The 22,194-nt window shown below is 65.6% G+C and carries 22 protein-coding genes and 2 pseudogenes; 20 read left to right on the plus strand and 4 right to left on the minus strand.

Translation table 11 applies throughout. From position 1 onward, the window contains the following. Position 1: 1 nt before the first annotated feature. Positions 2-475 carry a DNA alkylation repair protein gene (locus tag AC1C2R_RS04650; protein WP_495351367.1) on the minus strand — a complete coding sequence of 158 codons (474 nt, stop codon included), beginning with the start codon at positions 473-475 and terminating at the stop codon, positions 2-4. A 167-nt stretch (positions 476-642) separates the two neighbouring features. Then, on the minus strand, positions 643-1,419 hold the full coding sequence (locus AC1C2R_RS04655; RefSeq protein WP_495379142.1) for a hypothetical protein: 777 nt from the start codon (positions 1,417-1,419) through the stop codon (positions 643-645). Between the two features lie 506 nt (positions 1,420-1,925). Here AC1C2R_RS04655 and AC1C2R_RS04660 point away from each other — a divergent pair. Both AC1C2R_RS04660 and AC1C2R_RS04665 read left to right on the plus strand, forming a co-directional pair. After that, positions 1,926-2,699, plus strand: coding sequence for a hypothetical protein (locus AC1C2R_RS04660; RefSeq protein WP_495379143.1), 774 nt, complete (start codon positions 1,926-1,928; stop codon positions 2,697-2,699). 196 nt (positions 2,700-2,895) lie between these two features. Beyond that, positions 2,896-3,873: a matrixin family metalloprotease gene (locus AC1C2R_RS04665; RefSeq protein ID WP_495379144.1), complete on the plus strand. Its 978-nt coding sequence runs from the start codon at positions 2,896-2,898 to the stop codon at positions 3,871-3,873. Positions 3,874-4,324: 451 nt separating this feature from the next. On the opposite strand, the gene AC1C2R_RS04670 is transcribed toward AC1C2R_RS04665, so the two are convergent. After that, positions 4,325-4,906: a recombinase family protein gene (locus AC1C2R_RS04670; protein WP_495379145.1), complete on the minus strand. Its 582-nt coding sequence runs from the start codon at positions 4,904-4,906 to the stop codon at positions 4,325-4,327. A gap of 196 nt (positions 4,907-5,102) precedes the next feature. On the opposite strand from AC1C2R_RS04670, the pseudogene AC1C2R_RS04675 reads away from it, so the two are divergent. Next, positions 5,103-6,288: pseudogene (locus AC1C2R_RS04675) on the plus strand (IS30 family transposase). A 140-nt stretch (positions 6,289-6,428) separates the two neighbouring features. Here the strand turns inward: AC1C2R_RS04675 and AC1C2R_RS04680 are convergent. Continuing rightward, on the minus strand, positions 6,429-7,022 hold the full coding sequence (locus AC1C2R_RS04680) for a TetR/AcrR family transcriptional regulator (RefSeq protein WP_495351371.1): 594 nt from the start codon (positions 7,020-7,022) through the stop codon (positions 6,429-6,431). Positions 7,023-7,178: 156 nt separating this feature from the next. On the opposite strand from AC1C2R_RS04680, the gene AC1C2R_RS04685 reads away from it, so the two are divergent. From AC1C2R_RS04685 to AC1C2R_RS04765, 17 genes and pseudogenes are all read left to right on the plus strand, one after another. After that, positions 7,179-7,562 carry a hypothetical protein gene (locus tag AC1C2R_RS04685; RefSeq protein WP_495379146.1) on the plus strand — a complete coding sequence of 128 codons (384 nt, stop codon included), beginning with the start codon at positions 7,179-7,181 and terminating at the stop codon, positions 7,560-7,562. A 21-nt stretch (positions 7,563-7,583) separates the two neighbouring features. Next, positions 7,584-8,339: an MBL fold metallo-hydrolase gene (locus tag AC1C2R_RS04690; protein WP_495351373.1), complete on the plus strand. Its 756-nt coding sequence runs from the start codon at positions 7,584-7,586 to the stop codon at positions 8,337-8,339. A gap of 339 nt (positions 8,340-8,678) precedes the next feature. After that, on the plus strand, positions 8,679-9,170 hold the full coding sequence (locus AC1C2R_RS04695; RefSeq protein ID WP_495379147.1) for a hypothetical protein: 492 nt from the start codon (positions 8,679-8,681) through the stop codon (positions 9,168-9,170). Beyond that, positions 9,140-9,391 (plus strand): hypothetical protein, encoded by a 252-nt coding sequence (locus AC1C2R_RS04700; protein ID WP_495379148.1) that lies wholly within the window; start codon positions 9,140-9,142, stop codon positions 9,389-9,391. The genes AC1C2R_RS04695 and AC1C2R_RS04700 overlap by 31 nt, the downstream gene beginning before the upstream one ends. A gap of 38 nt (positions 9,392-9,429) precedes the next feature. Next, positions 9,430-9,888, plus strand: a complete 459-nt coding sequence (locus AC1C2R_RS04705; protein WP_495379149.1) for an RNA polymerase sigma factor — start codon at positions 9,430-9,432, stop codon at positions 9,886-9,888. A 535-nt stretch (positions 9,889-10,423) separates the two neighbouring features. After that, positions 10,424-10,659, plus strand: a pseudogene (locus tag AC1C2R_RS04710) (DDE-type integrase/transposase/recombinase); the annotation flags it as partial. An 87-nt stretch (positions 10,660-10,746) separates the two neighbouring features. Then, entirely contained in the window at positions 10,747-11,604 is an 858-nt protein-coding gene (locus tag AC1C2R_RS04715) for a MurR/RpiR family transcriptional regulator (RefSeq protein WP_495351376.1), read from the plus strand. Then, complete coding sequence (locus AC1C2R_RS04720) at positions 11,604-12,560, plus strand: phosphate/phosphite/phosphonate ABC transporter substrate-binding protein (protein WP_495379150.1); 957 nt, start codon at positions 11,604-11,606, stop codon at positions 12,558-12,560. The genes AC1C2R_RS04715 and AC1C2R_RS04720 overlap by 1 nt, the downstream gene beginning before the upstream one ends. A gap of 44 nt (positions 12,561-12,604) precedes the next feature. Then, positions 12,605-13,438 carry a phosphonate ABC transporter ATP-binding protein gene (gene phnC / locus AC1C2R_RS04725; RefSeq protein ID WP_495379151.1) on the plus strand — a complete coding sequence of 278 codons (834 nt, stop codon included), beginning with the start codon at positions 12,605-12,607 and terminating at the stop codon, positions 13,436-13,438. A 2-nt stretch (positions 13,439-13,440) separates the two neighbouring features. Continuing rightward, on the plus strand, positions 13,441-15,177 hold the full coding sequence (phnE, locus tag AC1C2R_RS04730; RefSeq protein ID WP_495379152.1) for a phosphonate ABC transporter, permease protein PhnE: 1,737 nt from the start codon (positions 13,441-13,443) through the stop codon (positions 15,175-15,177). Positions 15,178-15,217: 40 nt separating this feature from the next. Continuing rightward, positions 15,218-15,652 (plus strand): phosphonate C-P lyase system protein PhnG, encoded by a 435-nt coding sequence (locus tag AC1C2R_RS04735; RefSeq protein ID WP_495379153.1) that lies wholly within the window; start codon positions 15,218-15,220, stop codon positions 15,650-15,652. Further along, positions 15,649-16,338, plus strand: a complete 690-nt coding sequence (gene phnH, locus AC1C2R_RS04740; protein ID WP_495379154.1) for a phosphonate C-P lyase system protein PhnH — start codon at positions 15,649-15,651, stop codon at positions 16,336-16,338. Before AC1C2R_RS04735 ends, phnH begins: the two co-directional genes overlap by 4 nt. Beyond that, positions 16,338-17,495 carry a carbon-phosphorus lyase complex subunit PhnI gene (locus tag AC1C2R_RS04745; RefSeq protein WP_495351382.1) on the plus strand — a complete coding sequence of 386 codons (1,158 nt, stop codon included), beginning with the start codon at positions 16,338-16,340 and terminating at the stop codon, positions 17,493-17,495. The genes phnH and AC1C2R_RS04745 overlap by 1 nt, the downstream gene beginning before the upstream one ends. Then, positions 17,495-19,318: an alpha-D-ribose 1-methylphosphonate 5-phosphate C-P-lyase PhnJ gene (locus tag AC1C2R_RS04750; RefSeq protein ID WP_495379155.1), complete on the plus strand. Its 1,824-nt coding sequence runs from the start codon at positions 17,495-17,497 to the stop codon at positions 19,316-19,318. The genes AC1C2R_RS04745 and AC1C2R_RS04750 overlap by 1 nt, the downstream gene beginning before the upstream one ends. Before the next feature lie 8 nt (positions 19,319-19,326). Further along, positions 19,327-20,097, plus strand: a complete 771-nt coding sequence (locus AC1C2R_RS04755) for an ATP-binding cassette domain-containing protein (protein WP_495379156.1) — start codon at positions 19,327-19,329, stop codon at positions 20,095-20,097. Then, positions 20,094-21,341, plus strand: a complete 1,248-nt coding sequence (locus AC1C2R_RS04760; RefSeq protein WP_495379157.1) for an alpha-D-ribose 1-methylphosphonate 5-triphosphate diphosphatase — start codon at positions 20,094-20,096, stop codon at positions 21,339-21,341. The genes AC1C2R_RS04755 and AC1C2R_RS04760 overlap by 4 nt, the downstream gene beginning before the upstream one ends. Then, positions 21,335-22,165 (plus strand): inositol monophosphatase family protein, encoded by an 831-nt coding sequence (locus AC1C2R_RS04765; protein ID WP_495379158.1) that lies wholly within the window; start codon positions 21,335-21,337, stop codon positions 22,163-22,165. The genes AC1C2R_RS04760 and AC1C2R_RS04765 overlap by 7 nt, the downstream gene beginning before the upstream one ends. The last annotated feature ends 29 nt before the right edge of the window (positions 22,166-22,194 follow it).

Here is a 22,194-nt window from a genome sequence, read left to right on the forward strand (position 1 = left end):
CTCAGAGCAAGCCGGCGGCGCGGCGCAGGCTCGGCTCGCGCGACCCCGACCAGCGATCAATGATGCGACGTGCGCGCGTGGCATCCGGATCCTGCAAACGTTCGAGCAACGGACGAACCACGTCGTTGGCCAGAGGGTCGACGAGCTCGGGGACGCGCGCCTCACGGACGAACTGCTCAATGCGGGTGAGATCGGTCCCCCGCAGCATCGGCAGTGAGCGCTGCAGCAGGACGATCGCCGCGAGCCGGCGCTCGAACACCGGCTCCGCCCAAAGTTCTGCGGCGAGCGCGGTGACCTCATCGTGCGACATCCCGGGATATCGCCGATCGGCGTCCCTCACCGTGCCGCGCACCGCGCCGACCGATGCGCCGTAGAACCTGAGGCCTTCACCGATGCGGTCAGCTTCCGCCTGCGCTCGCATTGCGGACCCCTCGGCTTGGAGCGTGCGGTCGATGAACTCGGCCGGCGTCGTCATGGTTCGATTCTCCTCTTCGACGACACCGGTGGACGCGACACGAACGTCCTTCTTCCGAACGCTGATCTTGGTCGCAGCCGAATACCGACGACTACCGTCTGCCGTTGAGCCAGTGTGAGTCCCGCAAGCGGATCGGTCACCTGCCGTCCGCAGCGGGTCGTTTGCGCTCATCGAGCTTGGGCGATCATTGCCTCCGCGACGGCGCTCGCATTACCGCGGCTCTGTACTTGGTATGCGGTGTCTCCGATCGAGAACAGAAGCGAGCAGTAGTCACTTGTGCCGGCACATGCGATGAGCGCGCGTTCGCCATCGACCGCGCCCTCGAGCGCGACCGATTCAAGCGCAGTCGAAGTGTCGGGCTCCGCTTCAAGGTCCGCGAGCATTGGGGCCAGTCCGCGTCCGACCTTGATCAGGGTGAATAGGGCGGGGTCTTCCCCAGCCGTGATCACGCGGCAGGAGTACAGGCCGACCAAGTCAGCCGGGGTACCCGCACGATTGGATGCTTGCCGTTCGTAGCTGATGGTATCCACGCCCATGGCTGCAGCGATGCCGACTGGATTGAGCGCGCCGTCGCATTCGTGGCTTCCCGCACTGGTGTCCAGGCGAGGCCAGACAAGTTGCTCCCCGCCGGCATTCTGGACCGTGCTGATCACTGCTCCCGCGGCGGCCTCAAGCTGCCCGGCGACGGTGTCATAGAAACCTTCGAATCGCGATTGGCCAGTGCCCCACCCCGCAGCCCGCATCGTGACGCTGATCGATGCGTCGCCCGTGGCTTCGATATTGCATCCCGGGTCGGAACACTGAGATATCGCATCGACACCGTCTATCGTGGTCAGGTCTTCGTGACCACCATCGGCAAGCGCCCAAGCCTTCCATGCGTCCCCCGAACTGGGGAACACCTTGACGGCCAGGTAAACCCAGTCTTCACCCTCGGTCGCGGTCATCGGGCCGCTCTGAGGTTCTCCGATGCGCCATGAGCACGCCAGTCCACCTGCCGCCGAGGTGACGAGATCTGCGAGATCCGTGGACGGCTGCACTGCTGGCACCGGTGCGGAGACAGTGCCGTCTGCAGCGGTCAGCGTTCGAGCGACATCGTCGATGCTGAGCAGGTCGTCACACGAGAGCGGCTGGGCAACGATCGGCGCCGGCGTTGCAGAGACCGGTGGAGTGGCTACAAGTAGGGGCAAAGGCGTCGCGGCCGAGCAACTGGTCAAGACCAACGTGAGAAGGCCGACTGCTCCGACCGTGGCGATCCATCGCCCACCATTTCGCATGCCCGCCATCGTATGGGGCCAGTGGCTCCTGTGGAACTCAATACGACGATGCAGCCGTAGGCGACGGACTGCGCGTTCTCCATGCGGTCCTTCAATCCGTTGGCCGGTCGCTCGCCGGGCGCCCGCAAACGGATCTTCCGTTCAACGACTCGATCCGGGATGAGGTCGCCCGCCTGATGCGCGAGGCGGTCGAGACCCGCCAAGCCGCCCGGACCACGCTGCGCAAGGTCGTCGAGCGCATCAACGAGAAGTACCCGGTCGAGCCGAGCAAGCGGTTCCGAGACGGGTGGACAGTGAAGGCCGGCAAGCTCGGAACCCGTCTGGATGCTGCGTTCCACTCGCAGCACGTCGCCGGCATCCGCCAGCTCCTCAGGTCGGAGGGCGGCGTCGAACTCGGCGGGGTGGCCGACATCGACAAGCCGGGCGGACGACCCAAGCTCTACTACGTCGACCCTGGCGAGGGAACGCCCCTCCTCTCGGGCCGGCAGATCCTGCAGCTCGACGTCGTCGGCGCCAAGGAGATCGCCGCACGCTCGATGGACAAGGACTCCGGCTACGGCCTCGGGAAGGGCTGGATCGTGTTCCCGGCTGACGGCCGAGCTGAGGAGTCCCTGGGTTACCCGGCAGTTGTTCTTGAGGAGCGCGCCGAGTGGTTCGCATCCGGTCACGTGGGTCGTGCGATCCCCAAGGACGAAGGTCACACCGGCTGGATCTGGGCGTCGATGGCGTCAGACATCGTCCAGCAGCAGATCGCTTCGCTTGCCTGCGGCTCCGTTGTCGATGCCCTCTACGAGTCCGACCTCGAGGGGGTCATCATCCCGCCGCTTTCTGCTGTCGACGCCGACGCCGGTGCTGCCCAGAAGGCGTGGGACGACCTGTCCGCGTCTGCGAAGAAGAGCACTGAGGCGATCAACCTCGTGGAAAGCACGCTCACGGGTCTCGGGGTCTGACAGCAGCCCGCTGCCGGTGTCCGTTTGACGATCGCCTAACGAACGCGACCAATCTGTGAAACGCAACTCAAAGTAGCGGCATTTCTACAGTGCTAGGTGTCGCTCCTGCGGCTGGAGTGAGGATTTCATCCGGTTCCTTGACCGTGGGCCGCGCGCCACCCTAGTTTGGAGCGCCGCACAATTCTGGGGGGAACAAATGCGAAAGTTTATGCTCGGTGCCGTAGTGGCGCTGCTTCTGGTCACAACGACTCCTGCCGGGGTTGCGATGGCTTCATCACCACAGTGTGCTCCAACCGGCGTCGCACAGGTCAAGGCGGCGGACGCGTCAAAGCTGACCGCCTGTCGGGAAGGATCGGTGGTCATCAGCGACACGGAAGGCCCGGGGAGTGTAGTGCTCCCCGGGCCAGGCTTCGCCGTGGAGTTCTCAGCGATCACGGCGGAAGGGTCCGCGGAGGTGCCCGACTTCACCGTCTACCGGTCAGCCTCAGGGGAAGTGGCGACACGGTCTGAGTCTTCTCGATCAGAGGTCGTGCACGGCCGGCCGGCCGTCATCGCAGAATTCCAGGCGCCTTCGGCGAACGGGGCCGGAGCGCTTGCCACCGTCCCGAAGTGCGACAGCTATGCATACGCGACGTACGGGCCGAAATGGCTCGCCACTGTGGCCTGGTACTACAAGGCACCCGCTTTCGGGGGGACCGCGGCCGTGTTCAACGCCATGCATGCAATGGCGAGCGGATATGGCGCCTGCGGAGCCAACCTGCCCAACAGCGCAGCGCATTCGTACATGGGAACCACGACGTCATCGGCGACTATGAGCGGAGGATCATGTCTGGCAGGCAACTACCAAAACGTCGTGGACAGCGGGACTCCCCTCGCCAGCGCGGGTACGCTCGCTCAGACCTGCACGTACATGACGGCGACGGACATTGTTGCCTCCGACATTCGAATCAACACAGCCTTCACCTGGTACACAGGCTCGTCAGTCACTGGCTGCAGCGGGACCGTGTATGACCTGCAAGGAGTTATGACTCATGAGGCTGGCCATCTCTTCGGACTAACCCACGTCGCCGGTACCACCGGTCAGGTCATGAAGCCGACATCAGGTGTTTGCGAGACGAGTATGAGACTGCTCGGTAACGGCGACCTCGCCGGGATGAAGTTCCTGTACCCCTGATGAGAGTGAGGTAAACATGACGAGACGAGCATGGGTCGTATTGATCGTGGCGGTGCTCATCGTTGCCGCACTGATCGTCATGTACTACCTTGGGCTCCTCGGCAACAGGGCTGTGGCCTGACTCCAACCTTGACCGCGCGGTAAACCAGCGGCAACCGTGCAACCGGGAAAACCGGCCTAGTTCCACTTTAAACGACCCAGAGTGCGCCCACGGGTAGGTCATGCGGACGGCTTGATTCAATACCACCTGGGAGCCTGTCCGACCCCAGACGGCTCTCCTGCAGCTCGGGTGGGCGGGGTGTGCATGCGGGAAGCGTTATCACAAACGACCGTTCGCGAGACGCCTCACAGACCCGCGCAAGGATCGGTGTGTCGTGTGGACTTCGTCGCTATCTGGCGGCGTTTTGTGATCGCTCCGTGTCGCATTCCGCGCCCGCCAGCGCCTCGAGTCCTAATCAGTAAGGGCGTGAGATCTTCTATAGAACGTCGCGCGGGACATTCCTAGATCGCGGGCGACCTGGGCAGCCGGCTCACCACCTTCAACCAGGCGCACAGCGCTCCGAATCTGGCTGTCGGATACACGGCGGGGGCGCCCGCCAAGATCCTTCCCGGCCTCGCGACGCTTGCTGATCGAGTCAACGATCCGCTCGCGTTTGAGGTCGTTTTCCATCTGCGCGAGCGCGGCCATGATCGTGAACAGCATCGATCCCATGGGAGTCGATGTGTCGACGTCGCCGCCGCCGAGGTTCAACACGCGAAGGCCCGCACCGCGGTCACGCAGCTCCTGCGCGAAGTCGAGCAAGTTCTGCGTCGACCTTCCGAGTCGGTCCAAGGTCGCGATGACGAGCGTGTCGCCCGCCTCGAGGGCGTCGAGCGCACGATTGAACTGCGGCCGTGATGCGCGAGCACCCGAGACGCCTTGATCGACGTAGAGATCATCGCGCCGAACGCCGGCGGCCAGAAGGTTTGCTTCTTGCCGTTCAGTTGACTGCGGTCGGGTCGATACACGCGCGTAGCCGATCAATTTCGTCACGGGGCTCCAGGTGTCTCATAACTAACGGTGAGTACTCAGATCCAATCACACCGTTATGACACATAGTTATGAGAATCGCCGATCCGCCGAATTCCAGCGCTGTCAGGCTCGAGCCCCGACTGATCATCGAGACGCCTCGAATCTCTAGTGCGGTTTCAAGGGGTCGTAGCAACACCGTACGAGTGAGGTGTTGTTTATGGCGTCGAGAGTGGTGTTGAAGGATCGCGAGAACTTGTTCTGGGATCGAGTCCGCGAGGGAATGTCGGCGGCGGCCGCGTGTGAGTCTGTGGGAGTGAATCGCAGACAGGGATATCGGTGGATCAAAGCCGCCGGCGGACGAATACCCGTCCCGGACGTGGCGGCTTCGGGGCGCTACTTGGGCCAAGAGGAACGTCTGCGCATCGCGGATCTGCGGTTGGGAGGTGCCGGCGTGCGCGCGATCGCACGGGATCTGGGGCGCTCCGCGTCGACGATCAGCCGTGAGCTGCGCCGCAACTCTCACCCGATCACGCGCAGCTACCGGCCCTACGCCGCGCAGAAACGAAACGATGCGTGATCAGAGCGGGCCGGCCCAAGCCGAGCAAGCTCGACGACCGGCTGCTTGCCGCTGTCGTCGAGGAGCGGTTGCGGAAGAACTGGAGCCCGCAGCAGATCAGTGACGACCTCGCGGTCGTGTTCGCCGGCCAGGCTGAGCTGCAGGTCTCGCACGAGTCGATCTATCAAAGCCTCTACGTTCAGGGCCGTGGTTACGTCGGCGTTCACCTGCACCGGCACCTGCGACGGGGCCGTTCCGCCCGGAAACCACGGGGAACGCAGCTGAAAGTGGCAGGCAAGATCCGCGACAAGGTGATGCTGAGCGAACGGCCCGAGGAGGCCAACGACCGGCTGGTCGCCGGCCATTGGGAGGGCGATTTGATCGTCGGATCCGCGTCAGGCTCAGCGATCGCGACTCTCGTGGAACGCACGACCCGGTTCGTCGTCTTGGTGCACCTGCCCAACGGCCACAGCTCCGCTGAACTCCACGATGGACTCATCGCCACCCTGGACGCTCTGCCCGTGCTGCTGCGGCGGTCGCTGACCTGGGATCAGGGAACTGAGCTGGCCCGGCACGTGGACATCAGCAAAGCAACCGGGGTTCCGATCTTCTTCTGTGACGCAGCCTCGCCCTGGCAGCGCGGCTCGAACGAGAACACCAACGGCCTGCTGCGCCAGTACTTCCCGAAAGGCACCGACCTGAACGCCCACAGTGCTCTACGCCTCCTCGAAGTCGCCCTGAACTCAACGAGCGGCCCCGCAAAACCCTCAAGCGGAGCACCCCAGCCGACCTGCTCAGCGAGCTAACCTCGAAGAAGGAAATAGCCCCTGTTGCTTCCACCGTTTGAAACCGCCCTAGGGCTATGAGACAGAGCTGAGGGCGTCGCACGGATAGGTGACATCTGATCTGGCGTCGCATACGTATCTGCGTCGCAGGAATCTACGTGGGCAGCGGCTGTGGCTCGTCGACGCAATTCCCGACGATCGTTCAGAGCGCTGCTAGCTGGTCGAACGCGGTTTGTGTTTCGGCGCCAAGCTGGGTGGGACTCGTTGCCCGACGTCGGGCTATCTGATAGCAGGCCAGCGCGACCTGGCTGGCGAACACCGCCGTGGGCTCACTCGTGCCGCGCCCTACGAGCAGTTGAGTAAATCGATCGGCGATCAGCTGCGTCTTTAGGGCATCGTGTGCGCGTAATTCAAGGTGCTTCTCAACCAGCTCGTAGTGGAGTGCATACCCGTCGATGTTGTCGCTTGCGTAATCACAAAGGGCGACGACGACAGTTCGCAGCTGCTCGACGGCCTCCGCAGCGGTGCGGGCGAGCCCCATAGACTCGCTCGCCGCGGATTGGGTGATCTGTTCAAGCATCTCCTCCTCGTGGGCGAACACAACCTCGGCCTTGTCGCCGAAATATCGAAAGAACGTGGTGCGTCCGACATCTGCTCGGGCAGCGATGTCCGTCACGGAGACATTGTCGAAGCCTTTCGCGGCGAAGAGCTCGTCCGCGGCTTCGATGATGCGCTGCCGGACGACACGACGTTTGCGCTCCCTGAGGGACTCAACAGCGGGGATGGTTTGCGACATGGCTCGAGCCTACACGCAGGGGTATTTAGTACCATGTGAGACTCAGTCTGTTATGGTACTGAGGGCCATAAACAATTCACGAACGAAGGACTACTCCTGCTCACCGTCCAGGACCGCCTCGATATCAACGAGACTCTGGCGCTCCACGCCTACATCGTGGACACGAACCAGTTGGACCGGTTGGATGATCTGTTCGCACCGGATGCGGTTTACGACATGTCAGCCACAGCGAGCGGTCTTGGGAGCATTTCAGGGAATCGACGCGGTCCGCGTCGCGGCGAGACGCCTGGCCGCAAGCGGTCACGCTCCGCTCGCGCACTTCGTGACGAATATCTTCGCGACGAGCACTGGGAACGACGCGGCGACGGTCCAGTCCAGAGGGCTGATGATCATGGCGGATGGCTCGCTCCGCGCCGTGTCCCACGCCGACGTTTGCAACGACGTCACGGAGTGTGGCGCATCAGTCGCCGGGTCATCACCCCTCTCGGTGCTCCCGTCGCCGCGGGCCCCCGTGACGTGGTCGCCGCCAACATCCGCTAACTGCTACGCAAAGGAACAATCATGACTGAGTCGCTCGCCATCACCCGCGTCACCCACAGCTCCCACCTGATCGAGATCGGAGGACTGACCGTACTCACGGACCCGTGGTTCTCACACAAGACCTTCTATCACCCCGGCGAACCCATCGCGTTCCAGCCGGAAGAACTGCCGCACCTCGATGCGGTCGTGATCAGCCACGAGCACTACGATCACGCTGACCTCGAGGCGTTCAAGCGTTACCCGGACAAGGATGTGCCGATGATCGTCGCCGGTCCCGTTGTCCAGATGGCGAAGAAGGTCGGATTCACCAACGTCACCCCGCTTGAGGCGTGGGAGACGACGAAGGTTGGTGACCTAACCTTCAATGCGGCGCCGGGCAAGCACGGCGTCTACGAAGTCACCTATGTGATCAGCGGCGGCGGCCGTAGCGTCTACTTCGCCGGCGACACCCTCCTCATCCCAGAACTGCGCACCTTGACAGACCGTTTCGGCCCACTCGACGTGACCCTGCTCCCCGTCAACGGCCTGCACATCCGCATGGACCACAACAAACAGGTCGTCATGAACGCCGAGGAAGCCGCCGAACTCACTTCCGTCCTGAAACCGAAGCTGGCAATCCCGCAGCACTACGCTTTCACGGCCGGCCCCATCGGCGACCGCCTCATCCTCAAAAGCGACAAAGACCCGACGCTCTACGTCGATGCCGCCCGCCGTCTCGCCCCAGACGTTCCCGTCACAGTGATCAAACCAGGACAGCGTCTGGTCGTTCCAGCATGAAGTAGCGGAGAGATGCTCGCCGAACCAAGCGTGTGACTGATCTCGGTAACGTGGCCCGATGGACGGGAGCCTCAGTCGGGCACTCGCCAGGATGGTGTTCGGCGTCGTTGTCTTCGCCGCCAACCGAGTGCACGCGAGACACGGCCGCGGACGTGTCCGAATCGGAACGTTCACCGGGACAGCGACCTCAAACGGATCCGCCAGCGGGCTCAGGCATCGAGAGGTCGGCGCCTCGTGAGTCAATCGGCTCGTTCAGGACGATTGTTCGTTCTTCGTGGACGATGCCTGCCCGAGCGGACATGACATTGGTGAAGGATCGTTCGAACCGAGAAGGAACGCATGAGCACCGACGTCGAAGAGCACACCATTGAGCCCGACCCACAGGTCGCGAGGTGGCTGCACCAGACAGCCCCGCGGGTCACTCCGGATGACGACGCGCTGGCCGCACGCCTGGCCGCGATGGCCGCCGCCACGACACACAAGCAACGAACCACCTCACGGCGCAAACAAGGAATCGCGGCCGCGATCCTCGCTCCCGTCCTGCTCCTGGGCGGCGCAGGGGCAGCATTCGCTGCAACCACGATCGACTGGTCGTCATTCTGGGGAATCAGCACGACGACGGAGTGGGCGGACTGGGCGCAGCATCCTGACGCGACAATCAGCTACACCCTCCCGGCGGTGGCTCCTGCGAACTGCGGCTGGGGGAGTTCCAGTACAGCCCTGACCCGAACCGGCCCGCCGACGTCGCGGCAGACCCGCGGTCGATCGACGCCGCCCTCAACTATCTCCACAGCGCCGACGTGCTCGCCGACTCTGACGTCGATGGAGTGATCCAGGAAAACCGCTCCGATGAAAACTGGGCCGACGACGGCACCGGCAACCCCGTGCCGTTCGGCTACGGCACCGATAACTACAACGCCGACGTCGAGTACAACCTGGCGGTGAGTGAAGCCGTGCAAGAGGCCATCACCGCCCACCTCGACACGCTCGGCATCCCATCGACGGGGCTCGGCTATCAGAGCCAGGAGCAGTGCACCGGAATGACGCAGTGAGCCGGCGCGGCCGCGCGGAAGCCCGCTTCACCGACCTAATGATCGAAGTCGGCCCGGAATTGCTGAACTACTTCGAACGCCGCGTCGGAGACGGCGGCGCCGATCTCCTCTCGGAGCTCATGACCACCGCTTGGCGGCGCAACTCAGACCTCCCCACCGATCACGAGCAAGCCCGAATGTGGCTGTTCGGAATCGCTCGGAACCTACTCCGCAACAACACTCGATCGAACGTCCGCCAAGCGCGCCTCACAAATGCTCTCCGAGACTCCATCCCCAGCAACGGCCCGGACCCAGCCGAGCAACTCGCGATCCGAGACGCGGTGCAACGTCTCGACCCAGACCTTGCTGAAATCGTCACTCTCGTTCACTGGGAGGGACTCACTATCGCAGAAGCCGGCCAACTCCAGGGCGTCCCGGCTTCGACCGCACGAGGCCGCTATCAGCGAGCAAAAGAAGCCTTACGGGACGCCCTGACGGAGCAGCGAAGCAGAGCGTGATCGTCGCCCAAGTCCGCAACTCATTGCACATGGGCAGCGCCGTGGTCGAGTGGGCGCTGTGCCGATAGCCGGTCCGTCAGCGCACGGCTTAGCGAGTGCCCCGCGGAATGGGTCACCGCCGATGATCCGCTGGTTGCCCATTCTCGTAGCACCCGCCCGCGAAACGGCCCGGTGAAGCTACCTCAATCGCTACAGCCTCGACGCGCTCTCCGCCGTCTCCTTGGCTTGGCGGTCAAAAGCTCTCACAAGTGTGAGCCGCCACGGTTCCTGATCCATGTATTGCCCCGGGTTCGGTGGAGGCTCTGATCCCAGCAGTCGGCACCTCGCGTGCTACTTGAGTTTGCGGTCGAGCTGCGGTGCTCGTCGAGTACATCGACAGGCACCGCGACCGCTTCGGGGTCGAGCCGATCTGCAGCGTCTTGAAGGACGCCGGCATGCAGATCGCCCGAGCAACTACTACGCGGCGAAAGCTCGTCCGCCGTCCGCGCGGGCAGTGCGCCATGCGGCACTGATCGTGGACATCACCACCGCGCACAAAGCGAACCTCGGCGTGTACGGCGCGAGGAAGATCCACGCCGGGCTGAACCGTGAAGGCGTGAGCGTGGCCCGGTGCACGGTCGAACGTCCGCGCCCAACCAGTTGTGGGTGGCGGACTTCACCTACATCCGCACGCACTCCGGCTGGGTGTACGCAGCGTTCATCATCGACGTGTACTCGCGGCGCGTGGTCGGCTGGCAGACCTCGACGAACATGCGCACCAGCGGAATAATCTTCCAGTTCTCAATGGCCAGCGGAACGTCTGTTCCATTTCGCCAGCAGGGCCCCCCGTGGTAACCATCGATTCGTAGCTTGGCAACCATGCAGAGCACGATCAAGCAGGCCGCGACCACCGGGGCCGTCGGCCGTGCCGCCATCTCCATCGACGTTCTCGAGGTACTTCGGGCGGCACTGCCGAACCTCTCGACCCGTAGCCGCCAGAGTGCGCAGTTCGTCCTCGAGTACCCCGATCGCGTCGTCGAGATGTCCGCCGCCCGCCTGGCCGCCGAGACCGGCACTTCGGTCGGCACTGTGGTGCGTCTTTGCCACCAGATCGGGCTGCCAGGTATCCAGGCGCTCAAGCTGCGCCTCGCCGCCCAACTCGGTCACGGCCGCGTTGCCGACGCATTGACCGACGACCGTGTGGGAACGGCGATCCTCGCGCACATCCTCGAGGACATCCGTCGCACCGCTCTCGCCGTCGACCATGCTGCGATCGAACGCGTCGCCGCTTCGTTGCGCGACGCAGATCGCGTATTGATCGTCTCCAGCGGAACCTCGCAGCCGCTGGCAATCGAGTTCGGCAACTGGCTGAGTTCGGCAGGCCGCGCCGTCTCCTACCCGACCGACGGTGGGACGCAGGAGGCCGTCGCTCAGCAGCTCGGTGCGGGCGACTTCTGCTTCGCGATCAGCCATTCCGGGACCACTGCCGCCACGATGCGTCCGGTGCGGATCGCCGCAGATCGGGGCGCGTCGACCGCCGCCCTGACGAGCTACTCCGGTGCGCCACTCGCGCGCCTCGTGGACACGGCCGTCGTCGCCGGCGCCGCGGGTGACGGCATCCGTGGCGAGGACATGACCAGCCGCATGGTTCACCACGCAGTGCTGCAGGTCATCCGATCTCTTGTCTCCCCTTCCTCCACCATCCACCACGTTCCACTTCCACCAAGGAGCAACTGATGTTCAAGCGAATTCTGCCAACCGCTGCCGCCCTCCTGCTCGCCACGGCGGCGCTCACCGGCTGCGGCGCAAGCGCTGCAGCAAACGACACGGCTACCGCCGCGGGCGCGATGCCCGACAAGATCGTCATCTCCACGATCCCGACCGAGGATCAGACGGCCCTCGACATTTCGAGCTCGGTGACGTTCGAGGTGCTTGCGCGCGAGTTGGGAATCCCGGTCGAGTTCCACGAGGCCACCAGCTATGCCGCGACCATCGAGGCGCAGCGTGCCGACAAGGTCCAGATCGCGTCGTACGGTCCCTTCTCGTACATCCTCGCCGCGGACAGCGGAGTGGATGTAGACATCATCGGAGCGCTGATCTCTGACCCCGAAGCTGAACTCGGCTACTACTCGGTCGCCAGCGTGGTCGCCGGCTCCGACATCACATCGCTCGAGGATGTTGCCGGCAAGACCGTCTGCTTCGTCGATCCTGCATCCACCTCCGGCTATCTGTTCCCCTCCGCCGGCCTGCTCGACGTCGGCATCGACCCCGAGACCGACATCACCCCGGTGTTCGCCGGCGGCCACGACGCTTCGGTGCTTGCTTTGGCCGATGGGCAGTGCGACGTGGCGTTCAGCACGGAGGGAATGGCCACCAAGCAACTCATCGAATCCGGGCAGATCGCAGAGGGGCAGCTCACTCAGATCTGGGAGTCAGAGCTGATCACCCCCTCGCCTGTCACGGTCAGCAAGAGTCTGCCCGCCGCCCTGCGCGAGCAGATCAAGACGGTCTACCTCGAGCAACTCAACGTCGACGCACTGAAGGCCAGCGGCGACTGCGACGAGACCGCGGAGGACGGCTTCTGCGGCATCGGGGGCTGGGGCTATGTCGCCATCGACGATGCGGCGTACGACGGCGTGCGCACGGTGTGCGAGGTCACGAAGTCCGACGCTTGCGAGATTGCCAACCAGTAAGCACGAACGATCACCCGGCCGAGCAACACCAGAGGAGAACAGACATGACGCATACGCCTGGCAAGACCGCCGTTCGGCTCCGCAACGTGACGAAGCAGTTCAACGAGGACGTCCGCGGCCTCGATGATGTCTCCTTCGAAGTGCCAAAGGGGCAGCGACTGGTGCTGCTCGGCAAATCCGGTTCTGGCAAGTCGACGATGCTGCGCACCATGAACCGGCTGCAGCAGCCGACTACCGGAGTCGTCGAGATCAATGGGCGCGACATCAACGCCGCCAGTCGGCGCGACCTGCGTCGCACCCGCAGGGAGATTGGCTTCATCTTTCAGAACTTCCATCTCGTTGGCAGCATCTCCGCACTCGAGAACGTCTGCACCGGGTTCCTCGGTGGGCTCACCGGGCCCCGTTCCGGACTCTGGATGTACCCGAAGTCGGATCGGCGCACGGCCCTCGAACTCCTGGATCGCGTGGGCCTCGCCGACCGCGCATTCCAGCGCACCGACACTCTCTCTGGCGGGCAGCAGCAACGCGTCGCGATCGCCCGCGCGCTGGCGCAGAGCCCCGTGATCCTCCTTGCTGACGAACCCGTGGCATCTTTGGACCCCGATTCGAGTGCGGCTGTTCTCGACCTGCTCACCCGCATCAGCGACGAGGATCAGCTGACGGTGGTCTGCAGCCTGCACCAGGTCGAATACGCGCTCGCATTCGGCGAGCGGATCATCGGCCTCAAAGACGGTCGGGTCGTGTTCGACAAGAACACTGCGGGGTTGAGCCGCGAAGAGGCGATGACGATCTATCGCGAGCCGATGAGCGCCGAAGGTCTTCCCACCACGGCGCAGATCACGCAGGTGGCACAGCCCAGTGCGGCAGCAGCGATCTGACCATGAGCTCACTCCTTGAGCGCACCCCGGTCGGTTCGACCGGTGCACAGCCTCCGATGCCCACGAAGGCGCCGATGTCGTGGAGCAAGCGCGGCCTCATCGTCGTGATGCTCGGCGTGCTCGGCCTGGGAATCTGGTCGACCGTCGAGCTGCGCATCAACATCGCCACCTTCATCGATGGTTGGGACAACGCCGTCGACTTCCTCAGCCGCACAGTGCCGCTGACGTTCCCCGAGCCGATGCGGATCGTCGAGATGATCGGCCAGACGATTGCGATCGTCGTGCTCGCCACCGTTCTCGGGCTCGTGCTCAGCCTGCCAATGGCCTTCCTCGCGGCGAAGAACACCACCGTCAACCCGACGGTGCGCGCCATCGCCCGGTCGCTGATCGTGCTCGAGCGCGCCGTGCCCGACTTCATCATCGCCATCTTCTTCGTGCGAGTGTTCGGCCTCGGAGCTCTCCCCGGCGTCCTCGCCCTCGGCATCGGGTCGATCGGCTTCATGGCGAAGCTCTTCGCGGATGCCATCGAAGAGGTCGACCCCGGCCCTCGCGAGGCGCTGCGCGCCGCCGGCGCCGGTACCTTCCAGCAGATCGTCGGCGGGGTCCTGCCGGGGCTTCGCCCCACGCTCGTCGCCACGACGCTGCACGCCTTCGACATCAATCTGCGCGGCTCGGTGATTCTCGGCTTCGTCGGTGTCGCCGGCATCGGAATGTACATCTCGGCGGCCCTCGACACGATGAACTATCAGCTCGGCCTCGGGCTGACCCTGATCCTGCTGATCCTGTGTCTGCTCGCCGAACTCGTCTCCGGTCTCGTGCGCAAGGCCCAACTCGGACACGAGTCATCGTCGTCGCCGAAGTCGCGGCGCTGGCTCGCCGTCTTCCTGCCGCATCTGCCGGAGAAGGGCTGGGCGAAAGGCAGGTCAACGCCTGCCGAGCGCCGCGCGGCGACGGCGGGGCGCGTCTCGCCGCCATGGAATCGCCAGCGCATCAATCGCACCCTGTGGGCGGTCCTCACCGTGCTGCTCGTCCTCGGCTCGGCGATGGCATCCGGCATCACCGTCGATCAGCTCACCGGCGGCTTCGCCAAGGCGCTCGAGACCATCGGGCTGTACTTCCCGCCGTCCGACGGTGGCATTCCCCTCAAGCTCCTGAACGCCATGGTCGAAACCGTGCAGATGGGGCTGGCCGGCACCGTCATCGGCCTCGTCATCGCGATCCCATTCGGCCTGCTCTCCGCACGCACGATCGCGCCGAATGACACGGTGGCAGCGATATTCCGCGGCATCGTCGTCACGATCCGCGCCATTCCCGGCATCATCGTCGGCATCTTCTTCGTGGTGATCACCGGCCTCGGTGCCACCGCCGGCGCGCTCGCGCTCGCGGTGGGAGCCATCGGATTCTTCAGCAAGGTGATCGCCGACTCGCTCGAGGAGGTCGACGTACGTGTGGCGCACGCCATCCGCTCTTCTGGTGCCAGCAGCTCTCAGACCTTCTTCGCCGCCACGCTGCGCCAGGTCGCACCGGCGTTGTCGGCCCACACGCTGCACCAGCTGGACTCCAACCTGCGAGCCGCAACCACCCTCGGTGTGATCGGCGCCGGCGGCATCGGCTTCTACATGATGAACGCCTCCCGCGTACTCGACTACGGCGTCGTCACCACGTGCCTCCTTCTTGTCGTGATCGCGGTGCTGCTCTCCGAAGCGCTCGCGGTGTGGGCGCGGCGCGAAATCCACTAACCCCCTGCTCAACACTCCTCACGGAGAAGAAAGGCCAACAATGACAGACACACTCACGAGGTCGGAGATCGTCTCCGAGCTCAACATGGCGGATGCCGCCGAGGTGATCTCGCTCTCGCACCTCTGTCTCGAAGACGATTCCGACGTCGTGGTCACCCGACCGCCGATCGTCGGCACTGTCGTCACGCAGGTGCGTGAGCCGATCGCCGAGGAGCGCTTCATTCTCGGTGATGTGATGGTCACCCAGTCCGAGGTGCGCCGTCGCGGCGTCGATGGCTGGACGATGCGGATGGGCTCTGACCGGCTCGCCGCGCTCGCCGCCGCCATCTGCGCGACCGAGTTCCACGCCGACGGCCCGCGCCGGGAGGACGTCGTCGCGCTGTGCGAGAACACCAGGGCTCGCCGCATCGCCGCCCGTGCCGCCGAGTGGGAGCGGCTTTCCCCATCCATCGTCGAGTTCGAGGAGATCCCGTGACCAAGATCGACACCTCTCTCGCCCCGGTTGCTGCAGACGAATGGCAGCAGCTGCGAGAGCTCACCCCCACTTCTTCGCAGCAGGTGTTCCGCGGCCTCATGAACGCCTTCGCTCGTCCAGGGACGGTGCACCGCCTTCCGGCTGGTGAGCTGCCGGCCGGCGTCTCGGCCGCGATCCTGCCGATGCTCGCCCTCGCCGACATCATGACCCCGGTGAGCGCGCTGCGCGCGACCGAGACCGGCTCTGGCACACGGTCCGAACGCGGCTCCGCGTCCGACGCAGCAACGGATGCTGTGGCCGCGATCGCTCGCATCGTCGGTGCCCCGCTGACCGCGGCATCCACCGCACGTTATGCGCTTGCACTCACCGAATCAACCGAGATGAGCGTGCTGTCCCCCGGCACGCACTGGTCGCCGGAGACGGCGGCGACGCTCGTGCAGCGCGTAGACGCGATCCGCACCGACGCGATCCGCACCGAAGGTGTCACCTCCGGCTGGCGCCTCACCGGCCCCGGCATCCCACCGCACGCCCCCGTCGAGATCGCCGTCGCCGGGCTCAGCGCACAGTTCGTCGCCGCCCGCGCCGAGCTCGTCTCCGACTACCCGGCTGGTATCGACAGCATCCTCGTCACCGACGACGGAACGCTCATCGCCCTCTCGCGCACCACTCGAATCGAGGAGATCTGATGTATGCAGGAACGAACAAGGGTGGCACAGAGGCGATCATCGCCGCCGAGCGTCTCGTGCTCGAGCGCCGCGCGCAGCTCGACTCCGGGCTGACCGCAGAGTCCGTCATCGCGAGTTTCCCGATGGCGATCGACCGCATCATGGGCGAGGGCGGGCTCTGGGACCCTTCCACCGCGGCCGCAGCCTTCCTGCAGGCCAGTGGCGACATTTCCGAGGCCGTCCATCTGATCCGCGCACACCGCTCGACGCTCCCCCGCCTCGCGCACAGCGATCCGCTACGGCCGCGCGAGATGAAGCTGCTCCGCCGCGTCGTCTCGACGCAGCGTCAGCCCGACGGCCCGATCCTGCTCGGTGAGACAGTCGACTACACCGCCCGCATCCTGCACGACGGCCCCGACCTCCCGCTGCCGATCATCGAGCCCCCGGGCGATACGCCGCTGGAGTACCCGGCCGATGAGCCGTTCCGGCGCTTCCGCGACTACCTCTTCGACATGGGCGTGCTGGTGGATCGCACACTCGAATCCGACGAAGAGCCGTTCGACATCCAGATGGTCGCCGCGCGACTGCCCGCGAAGCGGTCGGCCGTACTGTCGGCCTCCGCCCAAGCCGACAGCGGTGCGCTGATCAACATCTGGTACCAGTCGGTGCTCGGCCCCGATGACTACGCCGCCGAGCACGTGACACTCGGCGAGGTGCGCCACGGCCGGCTGCCGCTGCGGGTCGCCGATCCGCACACCGGCGAACTGGTGCAGATCGGCGAGGTGCGGGTCTCCGAGTGCGAGGCGGTCTCGCATCTCGGTTCGATTCGCGGTGAGGACCCGACCACCTACGACATCGGTTACGCGATGGCGTTCGGGCACAACGAGCGCAAGGTCATTGCCGCCGCGAGCCTCGACGTCTCCATCGTGCGCTACTCGGGAATGGAGGCCGGCCGGCGCCTCGAACAGATCATGCTCTTCACCACCGACGGCCTTGCCGCCAGCGGATTCCTCGAACACCTGAAGCTGCCGCACTACGTCACCTTCCAGTCGATGCTGGATGCCTCGATCGCTGCTCGCGACGAACAGGGAGCTGCCCTCGAACGACTCTTCGCCGCGAACGGCGACGACCACGCATCCGATTGCGACTGCGAGAACCACCAGGAAGGAAACAGCTGATGACCATGCTGATCGAATCACCGGCAGGCGACGTGGAGTCCGAGGCCGAGGCATCCGCTGCCATGCTGACCGCGCTGCTGCCACCTGACCCGCATGTCGGACGCCCCATCGTGATGGACGAGCAGGCCAAGCGCGAATCGCGCCGCGCTGTCATCGCTGGCATCTGTGTACCCGGGTACATCGTTCCGTTCGGCTCACGCGAGATGCCCGTCGCCCGCGGCTGGGGCTCTGGTGGGCTGCAGGTCACGCTCGCCATCGGCGGCAGTGACGACAACGTCAAGGTCATCGACCAGGGCGATGAGGAAGGCGTCAACGCGGTGAACCTGCGCCGCCTGATCGTCGGCACGCTCGGCAGCGGGTCGACCGCGGACACCGACGAATCCACCATCGTGCAGTCCAGGCACCGCATCCCAGAGGAACACATGGACGCGCACCAGACGCTGGTGCTGCAGGTGCCCCAGTCAGAGCCGCTGCGCGCCGTTGAGAAGTCCGTCTTCGAATGCAAGCGTCGCCACGCGGAAGCGGACTACGCCAAGATGTGGGTCGCGCTCTACGAGCGGCTCGCGCTGACCGGTGTCATGGGCGCAGGGGCGGGTCACCCGGTGCTCGTGCATCACCGGCACCTGATGTCGCCGAGCCCGATCCCGCGCTGGGATATTCCGCGTCTGCACCAGAGCGATCATCTGACGCTCCTCAGTCACGGCCGTGACAAGAAGATCTACGCTGTGCCGCCGTACACCGACGTCGAGCCGCTGAGCTTCGACGACGTCCCCTTCGAAGTGGAGCACACCGAAGGAGTGCGTTGCGCGAAATGCGGCACGGCGGAATCGTTCATGGTCGAGACGAAGACCAACGAGTTCATCTGCTCCGACGTGCAGTTCTGCCTCAAGGTGCGTGCAGGGGTCGCCGATCTCGACGCCCACGAGCGGATCATCCCCCGTCAGTACTACCCCGATCCCGCGCTGCGCGTGCGTGCCAGGGCGAGCGTCGAGGTCGGCATGCCGATCGCGCCCGCGAAGGGTCAGACTGCCCCGGGAGAGGATTGGTCGCTGAAGGTGGAGCGGCTCGGGAAGGTCTTCGTCGGCAGCCGCGCGTCCAGCGAGGTCATCGCTGCGGCTGACGTCTCCTTCGACGTCGCCCCCGGCGAGGCGCTCGGCGTGATCGGCGAATCCGGTTCAGGCAAGTCGACGGTGATGAAGTGCATCATCGGCGACGAAGCGGATGCCACCGGGTCGGTGCGTATCGGAGCGGTGGGCGAGGGAAAGATCAACCTGCTCGACCTCGACAGCTCTGCGCGCCGCCGTCTTCGCACCAACACGCTCAGCGTCGTCTACCAGGACCCCGCCATGGGGCTCGACCTGAACATCTCGGCGGGCGGCAACATCGCCGACGCCCTGATCGCGGCCGGATGGCGCTCGTACCACGCGATCCGTGCCAGGGCCGCCGAGCTGCTGACCCGTGTCGACGTTCCGCTGAAGCGCATGGATGACGTGGTCGGCCAGTTCTCCGGCGGCATGCGCCAGCGCGTTCAGATCGCCAAGGCGCTGGCCACCGATCCGCAGGTGCTGCTGCTCGACGAGCCGACCACAGGACTGGACGCCTCGGTCGCCGCCGGAGTCCTCGATCTGCTGCGCGAACTGCTGAACGAGCGCGAGCTCGCCGTCGTCGTCGTCAGCCACGACTTCTCGGTGATCAAAGCGCTCACCGACCGTGCCGTCGTGATGCGTCAGGGGCACGTGATCGAGCAGGGTCTCACCGACCAGCTCCTCGCCGACCCGCACCACCCCTACACCCAGCAGCTCGTCGCTGCCGCGCAGAGCTGAGAGGAATCATGAACACGAGCATCCAGAGGCCGATCCTTTCGGTTCGAGAGCTGACCAAGTCATTCACCCTGCACGCGATCGACCGCACGGTCGCTTCGCTGCGATCGGTGTCGTTCGACCTCATGCCCGGCGAGCACCTCGCGCTCGCCGGTGCCAGTGGCGCGGGCAAGTCCAGCCTGCTGCGCTGCATCTACCGCAACTACCTTCCCGACTCTGGCACCGTCGTGCTGCACGACGGTGAGCGAGACATCGAGCTCACCTCGCTCGATGACCGTGCAATGGCGCGGATCCGCGGACGTGACTTCGGTTACGTGTCGCAGTTCCTGAATGCCCCGCCACGGCAAGGGCCGCTCAAGCTCGTCGCGGCGGCCGCCCGTCGGCGCGGTCTGGATGATGCGGATGCCAGGGATGCCGCGGTCGACTCGTTGCGCAAGCTCGGGATCGAGGAGCGCCTGTGGGATGTCGACTGCAGCGTGCTCTCCGGTGGAGAACGTCAACGCGTGAACCTGGCAGCGGGCACCGTCAGCCCGCCGCGCCTACTGCTGCTCGACGAGCCGGTGTCGGCACTCGACCCGGCCAACCGCGTGCTCGCTCTCGAAGTGATCGAAGAACTCCGGCACCGTGACGTCAGCGTGCTGGCGGTGTACCACGACATGAACATCATCCGCCGGGTGGCCAACAGAGTGCTCTACATGGAGGACGGCGCGATCACCGCGGATGGCGGGGTCGACGAGGTCTTGGACGCCGGACACCGCGTACTCGAAGAGGTCTACGCATGAGCGGCGTCCTCGCCGAAGCGCGGCCCGAGCCGACGGAGCGCGCAACCGGAAATCCGCGCTGGACGCTGGGCGCGAACCCGGCGAGCTACATCCTCGGCGATGTCCGCGTCGTGCTGCCGAACAGGGTCACCGCTCCGGCGAGCGTCGTGGTCGAGGGCGGTCGCATCGTCGAGGTCGTCGAGGTCGGCGCGGGCGGCGCGCTGCGGGCGGATGTCGCGGGCTCCGGGCTGCTGCTGATGCCCGGGCTCATCGACGTGCACAGCGACGCCCTCGAGAAGGAGCGGGTGCCGCGCCCGGCTGCGCCGCTGCCCCTGGACTTCGCGATGCGCTCGTTCGACGCGAAGGTGGCGGCGGCGGGCATCACCACGGTGTTCCACGGTGCGGGATTCCACCGCAAGGTCGCCGACGGCGTGACGCGCACCCCGGTCACGGCGCTCGAGGTGTGCGTGACGATCGACGCCTACGTCAGCGACCGCGTCGACCACCGCGTGCTGCACCGCTTCGACGTGCGCGCGGCCGAGGGAGCGGAGCTGCTGCGCGCTCGCCTGAACGCACTGCCGGCGGATGCCAAACCGATCCTTCTCTCGCACGAGGATCACACACCCGGCCAGGGGCAGTACGCCGATGTCGAGCACTTCATCGAGATGCTCGTCGCCGGCGGAGAAGACCGCGACGTCGTGAGGGAGAACGTGGCCCAGCGCATCGCTGACGCCGAGCTCACCGATTTGGTCCGCGACGAGAACCTGGCATGGGCGGGCGAGCAGGCGCGCCTTGGGCGCGTCCGGCTCGTCGGGCATGATTCCGACTCGGCCGCGGAGATCGATGCGCTCGTCGCGCGCGGGGGCTCGGTCGCCGAGTTCCCCACGACGATGGATGCTGCGCGGCGCGCACGCGATCAGGGACTGATCACGGTCGCCGGCGCCCCCAACGTGCTGAGAGGCGGCTCGCACTCAGGCAACGTCTCGGCGACCGAACTCATCGCCGAGGGACTCGTCGACGCCTTGGCATCCGACTATCTGCCGAGCAGCCTGCTCACCAGCGCGGTGCTGATCGCCCGAGACGGTCTGCTCGACCTTCCTGCGGCTGTTGCACTGGTCACCTCGGGGGCTGCCAGAGCGGCTGGGCTCTCCGACCGAGGCGCGATCACGATGGGTGCGAGGGCGGACTTCGTGCTGGTCGATGACCGTGGGCCCTGGCCGACCGTCGTGACGACACTCACCGCACCCAGGGGTATCGAATGCTGACCCCGGTGATGGGCGCCGAGGTGCGCCTGCCGAATGGCGTGGATCAGATCCTCGTCGACACCTGTCGGGCGGCGGCGCGCGCCGCCGCCAGCGCATGGACGGGCATGAGTCGCGAGGAGCGGGCGCGCGAGGTGCGGATGGGCGCCGACGGCACCCCGACGATGATGATCGATCAGCTCGTCGAGGATGCCATCCGCGCGGAGACCGGTCGGCACCGCGTGAATCTGCTCAGTGAAGAAGTCGGGTTCATCGACCACGGCAGCGCGCGCACGCTCGTGGTCGATCCCCTTGACGGCTCAGCGAACGCCGCCGCCGGTGTTCCGCTGTCGTGTTTCTCGGCGGCCATCGTCGAAGACGGCGTCCCGGTCGAGGCGCTGAGCTTCTGGTTGGAGGGTGGCGCGGTGACCTGGGCCCGACAGGGAGAGGAGCCGGACTTCCGCACCTCACGCCGCACGAGCCTGAACGGGTCTGCGCTGTCGATGCTGCGCCCGAAGCTCGGGCCGCTCGGTGACAGCACGTCTGCCTGGCTCGACCTGTGCCGGGGTGCCGGTCGCATCCGTGTGCTGTCGACGAGCTGCCTGGAGGCGATGCTTGTCGCCGACGGGTCGATCGATGCCTTCGCGGATCCCGGTTCGGACACGCATCGCATCGTCGACCTGGTCGCGGCGATGGTGCTCGTCCCCGCCGCCGGCGGATGGGTGCAGGATGCGTTCGGCCGTGAGCTGGAGATTTCGACCGATCTGACGCTGCGCTACTCCGGCGTGGTGGCAGCATCCCGTGAGCTGGCGGACGAGATCAGCGAGGTGATCGCTGCCCGGGCCTAGATCCCCCGTCAGCATGGCGTTGCGCGAGC

Source organism: Agromyces sp. Y182 (assembly GCF_059445385.1).